General features: G+C 77.3%; 11 protein-coding genes. 4 read left to right on the forward strand and 7 right to left on the reverse strand.

The features are described from left to right. Nucleotides 1–81 precede the first annotated feature (81 nt). Both ACH4SE_RS06470 and ACH4SE_RS06475 read right to left on the reverse strand, forming a co-directional pair. A complete protein-coding gene (locus ACH4SE_RS06470) occupies nt 82–498 on the reverse strand; it encodes a roadblock/LC7 domain-containing protein (protein WP_398542175.1) in 417 nt (138 codons plus the stop codon). Next, entirely contained in the window at nt 495–3,248 is a 2,754-nt protein-coding gene (locus ACH4SE_RS06475) for a nitrate- and nitrite sensing domain-containing protein (protein ID WP_398542176.1), read from the reverse strand. Before ACH4SE_RS06475 ends, ACH4SE_RS06470 begins: the two co-directional genes overlap by 4 nt. A 173-nt stretch (nt 3,249–3,421) precedes the next feature. Between ACH4SE_RS06475 and ACH4SE_RS06480 the strand changes: the two genes are divergently transcribed. Further along, nucleotides 3,422–3,823 (forward strand): hypothetical protein, encoded by a 402-nt coding sequence (locus ACH4SE_RS06480; RefSeq protein WP_398542177.1) that lies wholly within the window; start codon nt 3,422–3,424, stop codon nt 3,821–3,823. Between the two features lie 13 nt (nt 3,824–3,836). On the opposite strand, the gene ACH4SE_RS06485 is transcribed toward ACH4SE_RS06480, so the two are convergent. The 3 genes from ACH4SE_RS06485 to ACH4SE_RS06495 all read right to left on the reverse strand — a co-directional run bounded on the left by ACH4SE_RS06485 (nt 3,837) and on the right by ACH4SE_RS06495 (nt 11,333). Continuing rightward, nucleotides 3,837–8,771: a hypothetical protein gene (locus ACH4SE_RS06485; RefSeq protein WP_398542178.1), complete on the reverse strand. Its 4,935-nt coding sequence runs from the start codon at nt 8,769–8,771 to the stop codon at nt 3,837–3,839. 58 nt (nt 8,772–8,829) lie between these two features. Beyond that, nucleotides 8,830–9,678 carry a hypothetical protein gene (locus tag ACH4SE_RS06490; protein WP_398542660.1) on the reverse strand — a complete coding sequence of 283 codons (849 nt, stop codon included), beginning with the start codon at nt 9,676–9,678 and terminating at the stop codon, nt 8,830–8,832. A 116-nt stretch (nt 9,679–9,794) separates the two neighbouring features. After that, entirely contained in the window at nt 9,795–11,333 is a 1,539-nt protein-coding gene (locus tag ACH4SE_RS06495; protein ID WP_398542179.1) for a hypothetical protein, read from the reverse strand. A 139-nt stretch (nt 11,334–11,472) separates the two neighbouring features. On the opposite strand from ACH4SE_RS06495, the gene ACH4SE_RS06500 reads away from it, so the two are divergent. The 3 genes from ACH4SE_RS06500 (at nt 11,473) to ACH4SE_RS06510 (ending at nt 14,157) form a co-directional block, all read left to right on the forward strand. Next, nucleotides 11,473–12,285 carry a LamB/YcsF family protein gene (locus ACH4SE_RS06500; protein WP_398542180.1) on the forward strand — a complete coding sequence of 271 codons (813 nt, stop codon included), beginning with the start codon at nt 11,473–11,475 and terminating at the stop codon, nt 12,283–12,285. A gap of 47 nt (nt 12,286–12,332) precedes the next feature. Then, the gene (locus ACH4SE_RS06505; RefSeq protein WP_398542661.1) at nt 12,333–12,935 is read left to right on the forward strand and encodes an allophanate hydrolase subunit 1; all 603 of its coding nucleotides are present in this window, start codon (nt 12,333–12,335) and stop codon (nt 12,933–12,935) included. A 331-nt stretch (nt 12,936–13,266) separates the two neighbouring features. Further along, a complete protein-coding gene (locus ACH4SE_RS06510) occupies nt 13,267–14,157 on the forward strand; it encodes a biotin-dependent carboxyltransferase family protein (protein ID WP_398542181.1) in 891 nt (296 codons plus the stop codon). 73 nt (nt 14,158–14,230) lie between these two features. Here ACH4SE_RS06510 and ACH4SE_RS06515 read toward each other — a convergent pair whose 3' ends face one another. Both ACH4SE_RS06515 and ACH4SE_RS06520 read right to left on the reverse strand, forming a co-directional pair. Continuing rightward, nucleotides 14,231–15,373 carry a glycosyltransferase gene (locus ACH4SE_RS06515; RefSeq protein WP_398542182.1) on the reverse strand — a complete coding sequence of 381 codons (1,143 nt, stop codon included), beginning with the start codon at nt 15,371–15,373 and terminating at the stop codon, nt 14,231–14,233. Further along, the gene (locus ACH4SE_RS06520) at nt 15,370–16,488 is read right to left on the reverse strand and encodes a glycosyltransferase family 4 protein (protein WP_398542183.1); all 1,119 of its coding nucleotides are present in this window, start codon (nt 16,486–16,488) and stop codon (nt 15,370–15,372) included. Before ACH4SE_RS06520 ends, ACH4SE_RS06515 begins: the two co-directional genes overlap by 4 nt. Between the last annotated feature and the right edge of the window lie 279 nt (nt 16,489–16,767).

Raw genomic sequence — 16,767 nt, forward strand, 5'->3', positions numbered from 1 at the left:
TGTCACCCGCCCTTCCCGCTGGTCGCTTCTCCCCGGTCCTTCCGCCTGCCCGTCCGTGCCCGCGCCCCGCGCCGCGGCCGCTCAGCCGGCCGCGCCGCCGTGCTGCCGCGGGGCTGAGCCCAGGTGCACGCCGACCCGCTTGACCAGCAGCGCCATCTCGTACGCCACCTGGCCGACGTCGGAGTCGGCGTCGGCGAGCACCGCCAGGCAGCTGCCGTCGCCGGCGGCGGTGACGAAGAGGAAGGCCTCGTCGAGCTCGACGATGGTCTGCCGGACCTGCCCCGCGGCGAAGTGCCGCCCGACGCCCTTGGCCAGGCTGTGGAAGCCGGACGCGACGGCCGCGAGGTGCTCGGAGTCCTCGCGGGTCAGGCCGTCGGAGGCGCCGGTGGCGAGGCCGTCGCCGGAGAGGACCAGCGCCTTGCGGACGCTGGAGACCCGTGTCACCAGGTCGTCCAGCAGCCAGCTCAGCTCACGTGTCGGGCTCGATGGTGCGGTCATCGACCGTTCCCCTCAGGTGTCGTTCCGGTGGTTCTCGTCACTTGAGCCGGTGCGTCCGCCGCGTCCTGCGCGGCCGCGCCGCCGTCGCCGGGAGCCGCGCCCGCCTCGGGGGCGGTGCCGGGGGCGGGGGCCGGCCCTTCGGCGGGGGCGGCCTCCGCGGCCCTGCGGCCGCGCTGCCAGCCGGCCTGGATGGACGCCATACGGGAGCGGACCTCCTCCGCGGAGCGCTCCGGGGTGTCCTCGCGCCCGGTGTCGCCTCCCCCGGGGCGGGGCGCGCCGCCGCGCAGCTGGGGGGCGAGGCTGGCCTGCCGGACCCTGCGCGGCAGGACGCTGCCGGCGCCGTCGGCGGCCGCTTCCGGCTCCCCCTGCTCCGTGGCGGGCGGGGCGGCGGGCGGCGGCACGGCCGCGACGGGGCGGGGCTGGGGCGTGCCGGGATCCTCGTCCGGGTGACCGGCGGCGGGCGGCTCGGCGGACCCGGCCGCGGCGGTGTCCTCCGCGCCGTCCCCCTCGGCCGGGTCGTCGGGGGACTTCCCGAGCGGGCGGCGGGCACGGTCGGAGATCAGCACCGGGGTGCCGCTGCCGCGCGGGCGGCGCCGGGGCAGGGGCAGCGGCGCGGGGGGCTCACCGGCGCCGCCGGCGGGCAGCGCGGCGGGGTCGTCGAGGGCGTCCAGGCCGCGGGCGAAGGCCGCGGAGAACGGCTCGTCCGGGTGGTCGCCGTGCTCCTTGCGGTGCTCGCCGCCGATGTCGTCGACGCCTTCCAGGCCCCACTGGCGGAAGGTGTGCTCGGTGTCCCCGGCCGGGTCGGGTCCGGCGGGCCGGGACGCACCGGGCACGGGGGTGGACCCGGTGTCCTCGGCGGTGTCGCTGAGCAGCGTGTCGGGGATCATCACCACGGCCGTCGTCCCGCCGTACGGGGACTGCCGCAGCGAGACGCGCACGCCGTGCCGCTGGGCGAGCCGGCTGACCACGAACAGGCCGAGCCGGTCGGTGTCGGACAGCTCGAACTCGGGGGTCTCGGCGAGCCGCAGATTCGCCTCCAGCAGCGCGTCGGGCGTCAGGCCGAGGCCCCGGTCGTCGATCTCCAGCACGAAGCCGTTGGCGGCGGGCTCCCCGTGCAGCTTGACCACGGTGTTCGGCGGCGAGAAGACGGCGGCGTTCTCGATGAGTTCGGCGAGCAGGTGGGTGAGGTCGGCGACGGCGGCGCCCGCGACGGCCAGCCGGGGCAGCCGGCGCATCTCGATCCGCTCGTAGTCCTCGACCTCGGCGATGGCCGCGCGCACGACGTCCATGAGCTGCACCGGCTTGCGCCACTGCCGGGAGGGCGCCGCGCCCGAGAGGATGACCAGGCCCTCGGCGTGCCGGCGCATGCGGGTGGTCATGTGGTCCAGCCGGAAGAGGTCCGCGAGTTCCTCGCTGTCCTCGGTGCGGCGCTCCATGGCGTCCAGCAGCGTCAGCTGGCGGTGCAGCAGGACCTGGCTGCGGCGCGCGAGGTTGACGAAGACCTCGGAGACCCCGTTGCGCAGGTTGTTCTGGCGCACGGTGGCCTCCACGACCGCCCGCTGGAGGGTGTTGAGCGCCTTGCCGACCTGCCCGATCTCGTCGTCCGGGTACTCCAGCCGCGGGACCTCGGTCTCGACGTCGATCTGCTCCCCGGCCGCCAGCCGCCGCATGACCTGCGGGAGCCGGGTGCCGGAGACCTCCTGGGCGTCGCGGCGCAGCCCGGTGAGGTCGCGGATGAGGCCGCGGCCGATACGCACCGACACGAACAGGGTGGCGATCACGGCGATCAGGCCGATGCCGCCGACGAAGACGGCCTCGATGATGGTGGTCGTCGCGACCGGCGGGTCGGTGTCGCCGAACCGGCTCTGCACGGCGTCGTCCAGCCGGTTCAGGTCGTCCATGGTGGTCGCGGCGACCGACGGCCAGGACTGGTGGGCCGCCACGATCGGGGCGTTGTCCACGCCCGCGGCGATGATCGCGTCCTCGGCGGCGCGCAGCGTCTTGCCGTTGCCGTCGCGCCAGTAGGCGTCGTATCCGGCGCGCTGGTCGTCGCCCAGCAGCCACAGGCTCGACTCGTAGTCGTCGCGCTGGCCGGCGACGGCGAAGGTGAAGGACTTCAGCTCGGCGGCGCTCATGTGCCCGGCGCTGATGGCCGCGGCCATGAGCGCGTCCTCACGGCTGATCTGGTCGCGGGCAGTGCTCAGCTGGATGGCCGCGTGGTGCTGCTCGTCACGCCGGAAGTCGTTGTAGGGGTTGAGCGACTGGAAGAGCTGGAAGGCCGGCGTGATCATGTCGTTGTACGCCGTGTAGACGTCGTTGCGGCTGATCTTGCCGTCGTCCGCGCGCTGCCGCAGCGAGGTGAGGCTCTCGACGTTGGTCAGGAAGGCGTCCAGCCGGTGCCGCGACTCGGCGGTCAGGTCGCCGCGCACCCCGCTGGTGCTGATGCGGGTGCGCATCTTGGCGATCGAGCCGTCGGTCACCTGCTGCTGCTTGGTGTAGCCGATCCTGGCCTGCGAGTCCCGCGGGTTGGCCGCGTAGATCATCGCCGCCCGGCGCTCCTGCTGGAGGCTCTGGGTCGCGGCGATGCCGGGATAGCCGATGTCGTCGGCGACCCGCCTGACGTCGGGCCGGTCGAGCAGCTCCGTGCCCGTCACCACGGCGGCGAACGCCCAGATGACGGTCAGCGACGCCAGCGGGATCAGCAGCAGCGCCACGATCTTCCGCCGGATCGTCGTACCGCGAAAGCTCATGGCCTCCCCAACGGTCTCCCCCGTGTGGGGGCGGTTCACGCGTCTCGCGCGTCCAAACGGCGTGAGCCTACTACCGCCTCAGACGTAACTCGAAAGTATGTATGTGAGTTGGGCAGATCTGCGGTGAAACGTTCCCCGGAATGCACCGGGAGGTTTCGGGGCAGCCGCACATCATGGACGTGCAAGAGCAGAACGTCTGGACCGAGGAACCCGCCGCCCGGCCGCGGATGCCCGAACCCGTGCGGGCCGCGGCGGTGCGGGCGGGGCTGATCAGTGCCGTCGCGCTGGTGCAGGGCATCGTGGAGGTGCTGCTCACCCTCGGGCGCTCCTGGCTGTCCGCGCCGTTGCTGCTGACCACGGTGCTGACGTCGGTGGTCGCCTCGTGGGCGGTGCTGGACGTGTGGGTGACCCGGCAGGTGTGGAACCAGCGGGACGGCGTGCTGTCCAGCCCGAGCAGCGCCGCCCGCGCGGCGCGCGCCGAGCGGCGCAGGATCCGCCGGGAGGCGCGCGCGGCCGCGGCGGCGGGCGCGAGAGGGCGGCAGCGCCCGCACATACCCCGGCATCTCGGGGTGTGACGCGGGAGGCCGGTCAGGAGTCGCCCCCGGCCTCCCTGTCCGGCTCGGGCCCCGGCACCTGCGGCCCGGCCTGCCCGGGGGCCCGCGCGGCCTCCGGCGGGCGGCGGAACATCCGGGTCGCGGTGATCTCGCCGTGGATCTGCTCGCCCTGGGGGCCCTGCGCGTCCTGGGCGGGCAGACCCGGCCGCAGGTGCTCCTCGACGCTGATGTACTTCAGGCCCGCGCGCAGGTCCGCGTCGTTGCGCAGCCGCACGACGAGCGGGAACTCGGCGAGCGCGGTCGTGTCGAACAGCCCCGTCGTGTAGAGCAGCTGCACGCCCAGCGCGTCGGCCACGGCCCGCTGGAGCTCCAGCAGGTAGGTGGCGTTGGCGCGGCCGATCGGGTTGTCGAGGAAGAGCGTCCCCGCGTGCCGCTGCCGGTCCCGGCCGCGGTCGTTGCTGCGCAGCGCGGCCATGGTGCAGTAAAGCGCGATCGCGGCGGTGAGCAGCTGGCCCCCGGAGAAGACGTCGCCCATCTGCCCGACCGGCACGCGCTCGGCGCGCAGCACCGCGTCCGGCTTGAGGATCTCCACCGCGACACCGCGCGGCTGGAGCGCGGCGGCGACCGCGCGCAGCAGCAGCGACATGCCGTCGCGCCGCAGGTCGGCGTTCTTGCGCAGCGCGGACCGGGTCGCCTCGTCGATGACCTCGCCGAGCCGCTCGGTCAGCTCCGCCTGGTCGGGGTCCTCGAAGCGGATCCGCAGGAACTCCTGCCCCGACCACTCCCCCAGGCCCTCCGGCAGCCGCGAGAGCCGCTGCGCCGAGCGCAGGGTCGCGAGCGCCGACTCGACCAGCCCGCGCAGCCGGTCGACGATGATCTCCCGGTTGCGCTCCAGCTGCTCCAGCTCGTCGGTGAGGACCCGCAGCCGGGGGGCGAACGCCGCCGCCCACGCGGCCGCGTGCTCGGGCAGCGCGGCCGCCGGCAGCTCCCGGATCTGCTGCCGGGCGGGTGTCCTGACCTGTTCGAAGCGGACGGCGTTGGCGTGCCGGACCAGGACGTCCGCGGCCTCGCGCAGGCGTGTCTCGGCGGCCGACAGGTCGGCGGCGCAGCCGCGCAGGCTGCGCCGGGCCTCGGCCGCCGCCTGCCGGGCGGCCTCCTGGCTGCCCGGGTACGGCTCGGGCTCGTCCTCCTCCGGCTGCTGCGGGCCGGGGCCGTCCCGCAGCAGGTCGCGCAGCAGCGCGGCCGTCTCGTCGAAGCCGCTCGCCGCGTCCTCTGCCGCGCGGTGCGCCGCGACCAGGCCGGTGTGCGCGTCGGTGGCCTGCTCCAGCGCCTCGGTACGGGCCGCGACCTCGGCGGTGGCCGCGCGCAGCAGCTCCTGGGCGTGCTCGGCGTCGCGCGGGACCAGTGCCTCGGGCAGCTCCGTGTGGTGCGGCTCGCCGTCGGCCGGGGCCAGCCGCTCGGCCTCGCCGCGCAGCCGGCCGAGCTGCTCGCTGGCCGCCGACGCCCGGGACTCCAGTGTCTGCACCAGTTCCTCGGCACGGGCGGCGGCGGCCTGCCGGGAGGGGCCGTCCGCGCCGTCAGGGCCCTCCAGCAGCTGGGCGGCGCGGCTGCGCACCTTGTTGGTGAGCCGGTCCAGTTCGACGAGCGCGGCAGCCTCCGTGCTCTCCGCGCGGGCCTGTTCGGCCCGCAGGTCGGCGCCGACGCCCACCTTCTCGTAGACCTCCGAGGCCGCGCGGTACGCCTCGCGCAGTGCAGGGAGCGAGGCGGCCGGCGGGGCCGCGTCGGCCCCCGCGGCACCCCCGTCGTCCGGGGCTCCGGCGATCTCGGCGCGCTCGGCGCGCAGCACACGGGCGGTGCGGCGGGCGTCGTCGGAGGCGCGCTGGGCGGCCCGGCGGTCCTCGTCGGCGGCCCGGGCCCGGGCGAGGCAGGCCTCCGCGCGGGCCTCCGCCTCGGCGGCGTCCGCGGCCAGCTCGCGCGCCCGGCGCTGCCAGGTGGCACGCTCACGGAGCCGGTGGGCGAGGCCGGAGAGCGCGTCGGCGGCGCGCCGGGCCTGCTCGGCGGCGGCCCGGCGCACGTCGCTCTCCTGAGCGGCGTCGGCCGCCGCCGCCTCGGCCCCGGCGCGGTCGGTCCGGGCGTCGGCCAGCTCCGCGCGCGTACGGCGTACGGTCTCGCGCGCCGCGGCGACCTCGTCGGCCAGCTCGGCCAGCCGCCCCTGCGGGCAGGCCGCGCGCCAGGAGGCGAGCCGGGCGGCGAGCGTGCGGTCGAACGCGAGCCGGGCGGCCAGCGTCCGGATGTCCTCCTCCCGCGCGGTGGCCCGGGCGCGCAGCGCCTGCCGCTCACCGTCCGCGGCGAACTCGTCGTGCATCGCCGGATTCGGCGGTACGAGGAAGACGTCGGGGGCGGAACCGGTCGCGGGCGGCGGGGCGAGCAGTGCGGCGGCGGTGCCCACGGCGACCGCGGACCTCGGCAGCAGCGCGGCCTGCTCCAGCACCTCGCGGGCCCGGCGGTACGAGTCGGGGTCCGTGACCACGACGCCGTCGACCAGCTCGGGGCGGGACGCGAGGACCAGGGCGTGGTCGGCCGGGTCGACGGCCTGGGCGAGATAGCGCCAGCCCGGCAGCGCGGGGATGCCGTGCTCCCCGAGGAACTCCACGGTGGCCAGCACGTCGGGGCCGGGCGGCAGCAGGCCGCCGTCGCCGAGCGCGGCGAGGATGCGGGCGTCGTCGGCGGCGGCGGTGCGCAGGTCGAACAGCTGGCGTTCGGCGGACGCGACGGCGCCGTCGAGGAGCTCGCGCAGCGGCTCGGCGAAAGCGTCGAGCACGGCGGGGGTGAGGCCGTCGCCTCCGGCGAGGTCGCCGAGGAGCGCCTGGGTCCGCGCGCCGGAGGCCGCCGCGGTCCGGCCGGGACCGGGGACGCCGGAGCCCTGGCCCGGGGCGGAGCCGGTACCGCCGGCGGCCGCGGCGGGGGTCGAAGCCCCCGGCACGGGACCGGTGTCGCCCGCGGGCTGCGGACCGGGGGCCGCGGCCGTACCCGGGGCGTCCGGCCCGGGGTACGCCTCCGCCGCCCGGGCACCCGGCACGGTGGCCGGGTCCCCGGCAGGGGTGCCGGCCTCGGCCGCGCGCGGGGCGGGGAGGCTGAGCAGCGCCGTCATGCGGGGCTCTGAGGTCAGGGCGGTGGCGGCGACGGTGGCCGCGGCGAGGGCGGATTCGGCGGTGGACAGCGCGTCGGCGGCACGGGCCGCGGCCAGTTCGGCGCGGGATTCGGCGCCGGCGGCCTCCCGGGCCCGTGCGGCGGCGGCACGCGCGGTCTCGGCCGCTGCGCGGGCCAGGCCGGCAGCGGTCTCCTCGGCGTCGGCCGCGGCGAGGGCGGCACGGGCCGGGTCCGCGTCCGGCGCGGAGTCGTCGAGCCAGCCGGACCGTACGGCCTGCGCGGTCTCCTGCTCGACCTCCGCGAGCCGCTGCGCCAGGTGCCCCGCCTCGCTGCGGGCGCGCTGCGCCTCGGTGGCGGCGGCGGTCGCGTCGCGGTGCGCGGTCTCGGACTGCGCCTGGAGCTGCGCCGAGCGCTCCTCCTCGGCGTCGGCCTGCGCCTCGGCGCGCGCGGCGGCGGCGTGCAGGGCGCGCACCAGGTCGGCCGCGGCGGCGGTGCGGGCGGCGAGTGCGGGGGCGGCGTCCCGTTCGGCCTCACGGATCGCCGTGCCGACGCGGTGCAGCCGGTCCTCGGCGGCGCGCTGCCGCAGCACGGTCTCTGCGGCCTGCCAGGCGGCGTGCAGGGTGCGGGCGTCGCCCAGCTCGCGGCGCAGTGCGGCGGCGCCCTTGTCGGCGGCGGCCAGCGCGAGCGACGCGTGCCGGTAGGCGATCTCCGCCGCGGTGAGGGCGCTGCTCGCGCGGGCCTGCCCGGCGTCGGTGACGGCGTGCGCGGCCTGTGCCATGTCCTGGGCGATGTCGGCCGTGCGGTCGCGTTCCCGGCGGGCGCGGGCGCTGAGCCGGCGGACCAGCAGCCGGGTGCGGTGCTCGGACTGGGCGTGGACGGCGCGGGCCTGCTCGCGGGCCTCGGCGCTGTCGGCGATGCGCTGGAGGAGGTCGAGGGAGCCGGCGGTGAAGTCGCGTTCGGCAGTCAGCTCGGCGCGGCGGCCGAGCTTGCCGGCGAAGCCGTGGACGAGGTCGGCGAGTCCGTCGGTGTCCCGGGTGTCGGTGACGGCGCGCAGCAGCAGGTCGGTGAAGTCGGAGTCCTTCTTGACCGCGAAGAGGCCCGCGGCCTCGCCCTCGTCGGCGTTCATCTCACGCTGGTAGCGGAAGAGTTCGGGGTCGAGGCCGAGCTGGCCGAGGTGCTCGTTCCAGCGGTCGTGGATCTCCTCCCACACCACGTCCAGGTGCGGATAGGCCTTGCCGGCCTCGGTGAGGGCGTCCCGGAAGCCCTTCATCGTGCGTCGCCGGCCGCGGGCCCCTGAGGCGCCCTCGACGGGCGGGCGCACGGCGGTGGATTCGGCGACGGGCAGCGAGTCCAGGCTCATTCCGGGGCCGGGGCGGAAGGAGTACCAGGCCTCGGCGAACTTGCGCGGGTCGGTGGAGACCTGGCGCCCGCGCCACTCGCTGACCTTGCCGACGACGACGAGCTCCCCGGTGAGGGTGTGCTGCCACTCCAGGGCGACGTGCCCGCAGTCGTCGGCGAGCAGGAACTTGCGCAGCACGCCCGAGCTGGCGCCGCCCAGGGTGTTGCGGTGGCCGGGCAGCATGACCGAGAAGATCAGCTTGAGCAGGACGGACTTGCCGCCGCCGTTCTCCAGGAAGAGCACGCCCGCGGGGGCGGGACGGCGCGGCGGGCCGGCCGGCTCGTCGGCGAAGAAGTCGCCCTGGGCCGGGGCGGGCTGCGGCACGGGTTCACCGACGCCCCGCAGATCGAGCACGGTGTCGGCGTAGCGCGCGCCGGCGGGCCCGATGGAGTAGAGGCGGAGTCGGGAAAGCTCGTACATGCGGCGGACTCTCGTGGCTGGGTGGGTCGGTGGCGGACGGTGGGGTGGTGGCGGGCGGTCAGGCCGGGGTGTGGAAGGGCAGCCCCGCGTCGGCGACCAGGTCCGCGCCGTCGTCGGAGGCGGCCGGCAGCAGGCTCGCGGTGCCGTCGGTGACGGGGACGACGCCCAGTTCCAGCAGTTCGGCCATGGCCGCGCTGCCCGCCATGTCGCGGACCTGGAGCTGGTAGCGGGCGGTGGTGCGGTACGTGCCGCCCGCCTCGTCGCCGGTGCGCTGGAGGAAGCCGGAGTCGATCAGGAAGGCGACGGCCTTGGCGATGATGCCGGTGGTGGAACCGGCGAGCCGCCGGGCGTCCTTGGTCGCGCCGGTCGCGCTGCGCCTGCTGTAGACCCGCCAGGCGGCTTCGAGCCCGGGGGCGTCGCTCGCCGGGTCGGTGATCTCACCGCTCTCGCCGGCCCGCTCCTCCAGCCGGCGGCAGGCCTGGCGGACGAAGGCGTCCACCCCGTTGACGCTGATCCGGCCGATGTAGCCGTCGTCCGCGAGGTCCTCGGGGCGGGGGAAGGCGAGCGCGGCGGCGGCGAGATGGGCCAGGCCGTGCAGGAAGCGGTCACCGGCGTCGGAGGCGGCACGCCGGGCGTAATCCCCCATGCGGACGGCGAAGACGGAGTCCTCGGCGGCGGCGACGGCCATCCCGGCGCGCGGCGAGACCTCCAGGACCACCAGGCCGAGTCCTGCGGCGACGGCGTCCGCGGTGCGTGCGAAGCCCGGGTCCTCGCGGTGGCGGCGGATCAGCTCGGCGTATTCGGCGTCGCGGGCGGGCAGCAGCTTGGGCTGGAGGCCGAGGCCGACCAGCCGCGCGGCGTCGGCGACGTCACCGGCGGTCAGCGCCCCGCCCTCCCGGCCGCGCAGCGTGTCCCGCTCGCGCGGGGCCTCGCGGGGCGGGTCGTAGGCGTCCCGGGCGTCGTACGCGGCGGGCGCGGGCGCCGCAGCGCTCTCGCGTCCGGTGCGCTCCTCGCGGTCGTCGGTCACGGCGTCCTCTCCTTCTTCTCCTGGGGCTCCGCGGCGAGGCGGGCGGTGCCGAGGACGAGGTCGGCGCCGCCGAACTCCGGGTCGTCCAGCTCGGTGCCGTCGTCCACCGCGAAGAGCAGCCGCGGCTCGCCCTGCCGTACGGCCGTGCCCACCGGCGGCGACGCCGCGTGCAGTGCCAGCAGCGCGACGAGGTAGGGCAGTTCGGGGTCGAGGGCGCGGGCCTCGGCGAGCAGGCCGGACAGCCGGCGCGGGGCGTCGTGCGGCAGGTCCAGCAGATCCAGGGCGGCTTCGAGCTGCTCGTCGGAGAAGCGGCTGTCGTCCGGGGTGGCGACGAGGTCCGGCTCGGGCATCTCGGCGCCGAGGTGGTCGCGTTCCAGCGGCGGCGTCAGCAGCAGCTCGACCAGGTCGGTGACACGGACGGCGGCGGGGGTGCGCAGGCCCGTGCCGCGCGCGAAGAAGGCGTCGGTGACCCGGGAGGCCTGCTCGACCGGCAGCGGCAGCAGCGGGGCGACGAGCTGCCCGTACAGGTCGAGACCCGCGCGGGCGGGGGGCGCGGCGAAGGCCTGCCGGTCCTGCTCGGCACGGAAGAGCGGGCCCGCCTCCAGGAGCCGGGACTGCAGCTGGGTGTGCCGCCGGATGCAGTCCTTGACGATGTCGACCAGTTCGGCGGCGCGCCGCTTGTGCTCGGGGTCCTCGGCCTCGTCGCGCGCCTTGCGGATGTTGGTCAGGATCGCGTTCTCGTGCCGGTAGCGGTCGGCGACGTGGTCGAGGGCCTCGGTGATGAGGTCGGGGACGCGCCGCAGCCAGTCCACCGCCCGGACGTTGCGCCGGGTCGCCTCCAGGGTGCGGCGCAGCGTCTCCGCGTACTGCACCGTGCGGTAGCGGGCCTGCTCGGCGGCGAGCTGGGCGTCGGCCAGCCGGCCGCGGCTGATCAGCACCTCCAGCTTGACCTCGGCGGCGATCTGGGCGCTGGTGACGTCGGTGTCCAGGGCGCCCACCAGGACGTTGACGGCCTCGTCGGTGGCCCGCAGGTAGACACCGCCGCCGGGGCCGGGCACCTCCTCGATGAGCTTGAAGTCGTAGTCCCTGCGGACGTACTCCCCGTCGGGGCCGAACGTGCCGTAGACGGCGCGGAATCCGCGGTCGGCGCTGCCGACGTTGATCAGGCTCTCCAGCACCCAGCGGGCGACCCGCTCGTGCTCGGCGTGGGTGCGGGCCGGCGTCTGGGCGGCGACCCGGGGCATCAGCCTGGCCACTATCTGGTCGTGGTCCGCGCCGGTGTCGAAGTCCATGTGGAGGGTGACCAGGTCGATCGCGGCGAGCGCGACCTCCGCCATCGCGTACACCGAGTACTCGCCCGCCAGATTGGCCTTGCGGGCGTCCAGGTCGTGCAGCGGGGCGGTGCAGGCGAGCGCCTTGAGGCGGCGCGCCAGGCCCTCGTCCGCGGCGGGGCCCGGCGCCGGCCGGGGGGCACCCGGCAGCGGATACGGGACGGTCGTGGTCACGCCCCACACACTAGGCGGTGCCACCGACATCGCACGAAACGGCACGGATCGGCACGGGGCGGGCGCCCGTTGTCGGTGCGGGATGCCATGATCGGTCCACCGGCATCGTACGGCAGGCAACGGGGGCCTGCCGAACGGCGGGAGCGGCGGAGAGGACGGCGGGACGGGCATGGCGGACACGGCGGGCGGCGGCCCGGCCGCGGGCCCCGGCAGCGGCGGTACGGCCGGGGTGGTGGTCGATCTGAACGCCGACCTCGGCGAGGGCTTCGGGCGCTGGCACCTCACGGACGACGACGCGCTGCTGGAGGTCGTCACGAGCGCCAACGTCGCGTGCGGCTTCCACGCGGGCGATCCGGCGACGATGCGGAGGGTGTGCGAGCGGGCCGCCGCCGGCGGGGTGCGGATCGGCGCGCAGGTGTCCTACCGGGATCTCGCCGGCTTCGGCCGGCGGGCGATGGAGGTGCCGCCCGAGGAGCTGGCGGCGGAAGTGGCCTACCAGATCGGGGCGCTGGAGGTCTTCGCGCGGGCGGCGGGCGCGGAGGTGGCGTACGTGAAGCCGCACGGGGCGCTCTACAACCGGGCGGTGCACGACGCCGGGCAGGCCGCCGCGATCGTCGACGGGGTGCTGCTCGCGGGGCGGCTGCCCGTCCTGGGTCTGCCCGGCTCGCAGCTGCTCGCCGCCGCGGCGGCGGCCGAACTGCCCGCGGTGGCCGAGGCGTTCGCCGACCGCGCGTACACCCCGCAGGGCACACTGGTGCCGCGCCGCGAGCCCGGTGCGGTGGTCGGCGAGCCGGACGCGGTGGTGGAGCGGGCGGTGCGCATCGCCTCCGGGGCGGGCGTGGTCGCGGTCGACGGCCGGCCGGTGCAGGTCGCCGCGCGCTCGCTGTGCGTCCACGGCGACACGCCCGGCGCCGCGCAGCTTGCCGCGCGGGTCAGGCAGGCACTGGAAGGGGCCGGGCTGCGGGTGGCGGCGTTCGCATGAGGGACAGGTGACGGGGTGACGCGGTGGTGAGGTGCCGGGTGCTGCCGATGGGGCCCGACGCGGTGCTGGTCGAGACGGAGGACGGCGAGCGCGCGCAGGCGCTGCACGCCGAGCTGCTGCGGCGGCGCGCCGCCGGGGAGTTCGCGGAGGTGCGGGAGATCGTGCCCGCCGCACGGACGGTGCTGGTCGCGGGGCTCGCCGATCCCGCGGGCTTCGCCGCCGCCGTGAGCGGCTGGCAGGTGCCACCCGTGGGGCCGGGCAGCGGCGAGCCGCGGGAGCTCGCGGTGCGCTTCGACGGGCCCGACGTGGCGGAGGTCGCCGCGCTGTGGTCGGTCGCCCCCGAGGAGCTGCCGGGCATCGTCACGGCGACGCCCTTCCGCGTGGCCTTCTGCGGCTTCGCGCCCGGCTTCGCGTATCTGACCGGCCTGCCGCCCGAGTTGCACGTCCCGCGCCGGCCGACGCCGCGCACGGCCGTCCCCGCGGGCTCCGTCGCCCTGGCCGGCCCCTACGCCGGCGCCTACCCCCGCTCCTCCCCCGGCGGCTGGCAGCTCATCGGCACGACGGACGCTCCGCTGTGGGAGCCGTCCCGCGACCCGGCAGCGCTGCTGTCGCCGGGCACGGAGGTCCGTTTCGTGGAGGTGACGGCGTGACCGCCCTCCGCCGGGCTCACCGGCCGGCCGCGGCGACCCACGCCCGCGCCGGCCGCGCCGCTCGGCGGGGGCGGCGGGACCGCGGCGCCTCCCCGCCGGTGGGCGGACGGCGGGACGCGTACCGCGCGGCGGCGGGCGGCGGTCGCCGCGTTCCCGCGCCGCTCGCGCACCGGGGCGAGGGTTCGCCGTCCGCCGCGCGCGGGCTGCGCGGGACGGGCCCGGAGCCGTCGTGCGTGCTTCCGGCCGCCGCGTGCCGGGAGCCGGTCGCGGACGGGGCGGTCGCGGTGACCGGCGGCGCCCGCGGGCGGCGGGGACCGGCCGGAGGTGCGCGGTGAGCGGTGCGGGCTTCGTCGTGGTCCGGGCCGGCGCGCTGACGACCGTTCAGGACCTCGGGCGCGCGGGGTACGCGCATCTGGGGGTGCCGAGGTCCGGAGCGCTGGACGTGCCGGCGTACCGGCTCGCCAACCGGCTGGTCGGCAACGACGAGGGGGCCGCCGGGCTGGAGACGACCGTGAACGGGTGCGCGCTGCGGGCGGAGCGGCCGCTGCTCGTCGCGGTGACCGGGGCCCCCTGCCCGGTACGGGTCGACGGCCGTCCCGCCGCATGGGGCGCGCCGGTGCGGGTGCCGGGCGGCGCGGTGCTGGACGTGGGCGCGGCGACGGCCGGTCTGCGCTCGTACGTGGCCGTGGCCGGCGGTGTCGCGGCCGAGCCGGTGCTGGGCAGCCGCTCCGCCGACCTGCTCTCCGGCCTCGGGCCCGCGCCGCTCACCGACGGCGCCGCGGTGCCGGTCGGCCCCGGGCGGGGTGCCCTCCGTGCCGCGGCCGACGCCCTGCCGTACGGGCCCGTGGGGGGTGAGCTGGTCCTGCCGCTCGTGCCCGGGCCGCGGGACGACTGGTTCGCGCCCGGCGCGCTGACCCGCCTGGTCGCGGGCGACTACGCGGTCTCCCCCGCTTCCAACCGGATCGGCCTGCGCACCACCGGTCCCGCGCTGGAGCGGGCGGCCGGGCGGGACGGGGAGCTGCCGAGCGAGCCCATGGTGCCCGGCGCCGTCCAGGTGCCGCCGGACGGGCTGCCCGTGGTCTTCCTCGCCGACCATCCGACGACCGGCGGTTATCCGGTGATCGGTGTGGTGCCCGAGACGTCGCTGCCCGCCGCGGCCCAGTCGGCGCCGGGCAGCAAAGTCCGTTTCGTCCTGCTGCGTTCGGCCCGGCCCGCGGTGTGAGACGGCGCCGCCTCCTCGACGCCCGGCGTGCCCGGGCGGTCGCCTTCCGGGCGGCGGCACCGCCGGGCGGGGGTCATCGGGGGAGGTCCGCGGGGAGGGCGGCGTGGGCGGTGAGGAAGGCGGTGACGGCGGCCGGCCAGGTGAAGAGCCCGGCGCGGGCGCGGGCGCGCCGGCGGCGGGTGCCGGCGGGGACGGCGAGGAGGGTGCGGACGGCCGCGGCGAGTTCCGCGGGGGTCGTACCGGAGCCCCCCGCGGGGCCGATGATGCCGGGGAGGGCGGAGCGCGCGCTGGCCACCACGGGCGTGCCGCAGGCCAGCGCTTCGAGGGCGGCGAGTCCGAAGGTCTCGACCGGGCCGGGAGCTAGCGCGATGTCCGCGGTCGCGAGGACCGCCGCGAGGTCGTCGCGCCGGGGGACGTGGCCGAGGAAGGTCACGGGCAGCCGTTCCGCCCTGGCGTGGGCGGTGAGGCGGTTGCGCAGCGGCCCGTCGCCCGCGACGACGAGGGCTGCGTCGAGGCCGCCGCGGCGCAGTTCGGCGAGGACGCGCAGCGCGTCGTCGGGCCGCTTCTCCGGGCTGAGCCGGGAGCAGAGCACGAGCACGACGGCGGCGCCGTACGCGTACCGCTCGCGCAGTGCGGGGTCGTGGCGGCCCGGGTGCAGGCCGTCGAGGTCCACGCCGAGCGGGGCGCGGACGACGTTGCGGGCGCCGATCCGGCGGAATTCCGCCTCGGCCCATGCGGTGGTGCACACGACGCGGGTGTAGGAGTGGGCGGTGCGCCGGTTGAGCGCGTCGGCGGTGCGGCGTGCCGCGGCCGCGGGGACGCCCCAGGTGCCGAGGACGCCGTCCGCGCTCTCGTGGGACACCATGACGGCGGGCACCCTGCGCCGCCGGGCCCATGCGCCGGTCCAGCGCAGGGTGGTGCGGTCGGAGACCTCCAGCCGGTCGGGGGCGAGGGACTCCAGGACGGCGGCGACGGGTGCCCTGCGGGCGAGGACCCGGTAGCCGCCGCTGCCGGGGATCTCGGGGCCGGGCAGGGTGATGACGCGTCCCTGCGGGGTGGTTTCGTCGGAGGCCTCGGGGCCGGGGACGACCAGGACGGGTTCGTGCCCCGCCGCCGCGTAGCCCTCGCCGAGGTGGCGCAGCGCGGTGCGCAGGCCGCCGGAGACCGGGGTGACGAAGTTCGCGACGCGGACGATGCGCAGGCCGGCGGTCTTCATGCGGCGACCGTCGCGCGTTCGCCGAGCACCTGCGCGTAGTGGGAGAGGAGCAGGTCGCCGACGGCCTCCCAGCTGCGCGCGGCGACACTGCGGCGGCCTGCGGCGCCGAAGCGGACACGCAGCCGCGGATCGGCGTGCAGCAGGCGGACGGCGGTGCGGACCGCGAGCTCGTCGCCGGGCGGCACGAGCAGCCCGGTGCGGCCGTGGCCGACGAGGTCGAGGGGGCCGCCGGCGGCGGGCGCGACGACCGGCACACCGCTCGCCATGGCCTCCTGGACGGTCTGGCAGAAGGTCTCGAAGGGCCCGGTGTGGCAGAAGACGTCGAGGGAGGCGAAGATCCGGGCGAGGTCGTCACCGGTCCTGCGGCCGAGGAAGACCGCCTGCGGCATGGCCTGGCGCAGTCCCGGCGCGCTGGGTCCGTCGCCGACCACGACGACCCGCACACCGGGCAGCTCGCAGGTCCCGGCGAGGAGTTCGACGTGCTTCTCGGCGGCGAGCCGGCCGACGTATCCGACGATCAGCTCGCCGCGCGGGGCGAGTTCGCGGCGCAGCGCCTCGTCGCGGCGGCGGGGGTGGAAGCGGACGGCGTCGACGCCGCGCGGCCACAGGTGCACGCGCGGGACGCCGTGTTCGGTGAGCGCGGCGACGGAGGCGCTGGAGGGCGCGAGTGTGCGGGCGGCGGCGGAGTGGACGGCGCGGATGCGGCGCCAGGCGGCGGCCTCGCCGGCGTTCAGGTACGTCCTGGCGTAGCCGGCCAGGTCGGTCTGGTAGACGGCGACGGCGGGGATGCGCAGCCGGGTCGCGGCGGCCTGGCCGCGGACCCCGAGGACGAAGGGGCTGGCCAGGTGGACGATGTCGGCGCGGTGCGCGGCGATGGCGGCGGCGGTGCGGCGGCCGGGCAGCGCGACGCGCACCTGGGGGTATCCGGGCAGCGGGAGGGAGGGGACGCGGACGACCGGGTACGGGTCGCCGGCCTGCCGGCCGCCCGGTCCCGCGGGGGCGATGACCAGCGGGTCGTGGCCGGTCCTGGCGAGGTGTTCGGCGGTGCGCAGGGCGCAGTGGGCGACACCGTTGACGTCGGGCGGGAAGGACTCCGTGACGATGGCGACTCTCATACGGAGGTTGTCGCCGGACGGGACGTTGTCACGGCCACGAGGATCTTTCCCGAAGGGGAACGCCCCGTGAGCGTTGGCCCGCGCCTCACCCGTCGCGCCGGGACGCCCGGGCCGAGGCCGCCTTCCGGCGCCCGGGGGATGCGGCGACGGGCGTTCGGCGGGCACCCGGCGGAGCGCGCCGCCCTCCCGGCGCCCCCCGTACCGGCCCCGGGCCGCGTACCGGCGGCCTGCGGGCCCGTAGAGGGCGCCCCGCGCGCCCCGCGGCGGTGTCCCCCAGCA

It is taken from the genome of Streptomyces sp. NPDC020983 (genome assembly GCF_044333485.1).
Taxonomy (GTDB): domain Bacteria; phylum Actinomycetota; class Actinomycetes; order Streptomycetales; family Streptomycetaceae; genus Actinacidiphila.

What these genes read in the sequence shown, in the direction of transcription:
- ACH4SE_RS06500 (WP_398542180.1), top strand. Translation starts at nt 11,473, where the DNA reads ATGGCGGACACGGCGGGCGGCGGCCCGGCCGCGGGCCCCGGCAGCGGC.
- ACH4SE_RS06485 (WP_398542178.1), bottom strand. Translation starts at nt 8,771, where the DNA reads ATGTACGAGCTTTCCCGACTCCGCCTCTACTCCATCGGGCCCGCCGGC.
- ACH4SE_RS06505 (WP_398542661.1), top strand. Translation starts at nt 12,333, where the DNA reads ATGGGGCCCGACGCGGTGCTGGTCGAGACGGAGGACGGCGAGCGCGCG.
- ACH4SE_RS06520 (WP_398542183.1), bottom strand. Translation starts at nt 16,488, where the DNA reads ATGAGAGTCGCCATCGTCACGGAGTCCTTCCCGCCCGACGTCAACGGT.
- ACH4SE_RS06495 (WP_398542179.1), bottom strand. Translation starts at nt 11,333, where the DNA reads ATGTCGGTGGCACCGCCTAGTGTGTGGGGCGTGACCACGACCGTCCCG.
- ACH4SE_RS06470 (WP_398542175.1), bottom strand. Translation starts at nt 498, where the DNA reads ATGACCGCACCATCGAGCCCGACACGTGAGCTGAGCTGGCTGCTGGAC.
- ACH4SE_RS06515 (WP_398542182.1), bottom strand. Translation starts at nt 15,373, where the DNA reads ATGAAGACCGCCGGCCTGCGCATCGTCCGCGTCGCGAACTTCGTCACC.
- ACH4SE_RS06475 (WP_398542176.1), bottom strand. Translation starts at nt 3,248, where the DNA reads ATGAGCTTTCGCGGTACGACGATCCGGCGGAAGATCGTGGCGCTGCTG.
- ACH4SE_RS06480 (WP_398542177.1), top strand. Translation starts at nt 3,422, where the DNA reads ATGGACGTGCAAGAGCAGAACGTCTGGACCGAGGAACCCGCCGCCCGG.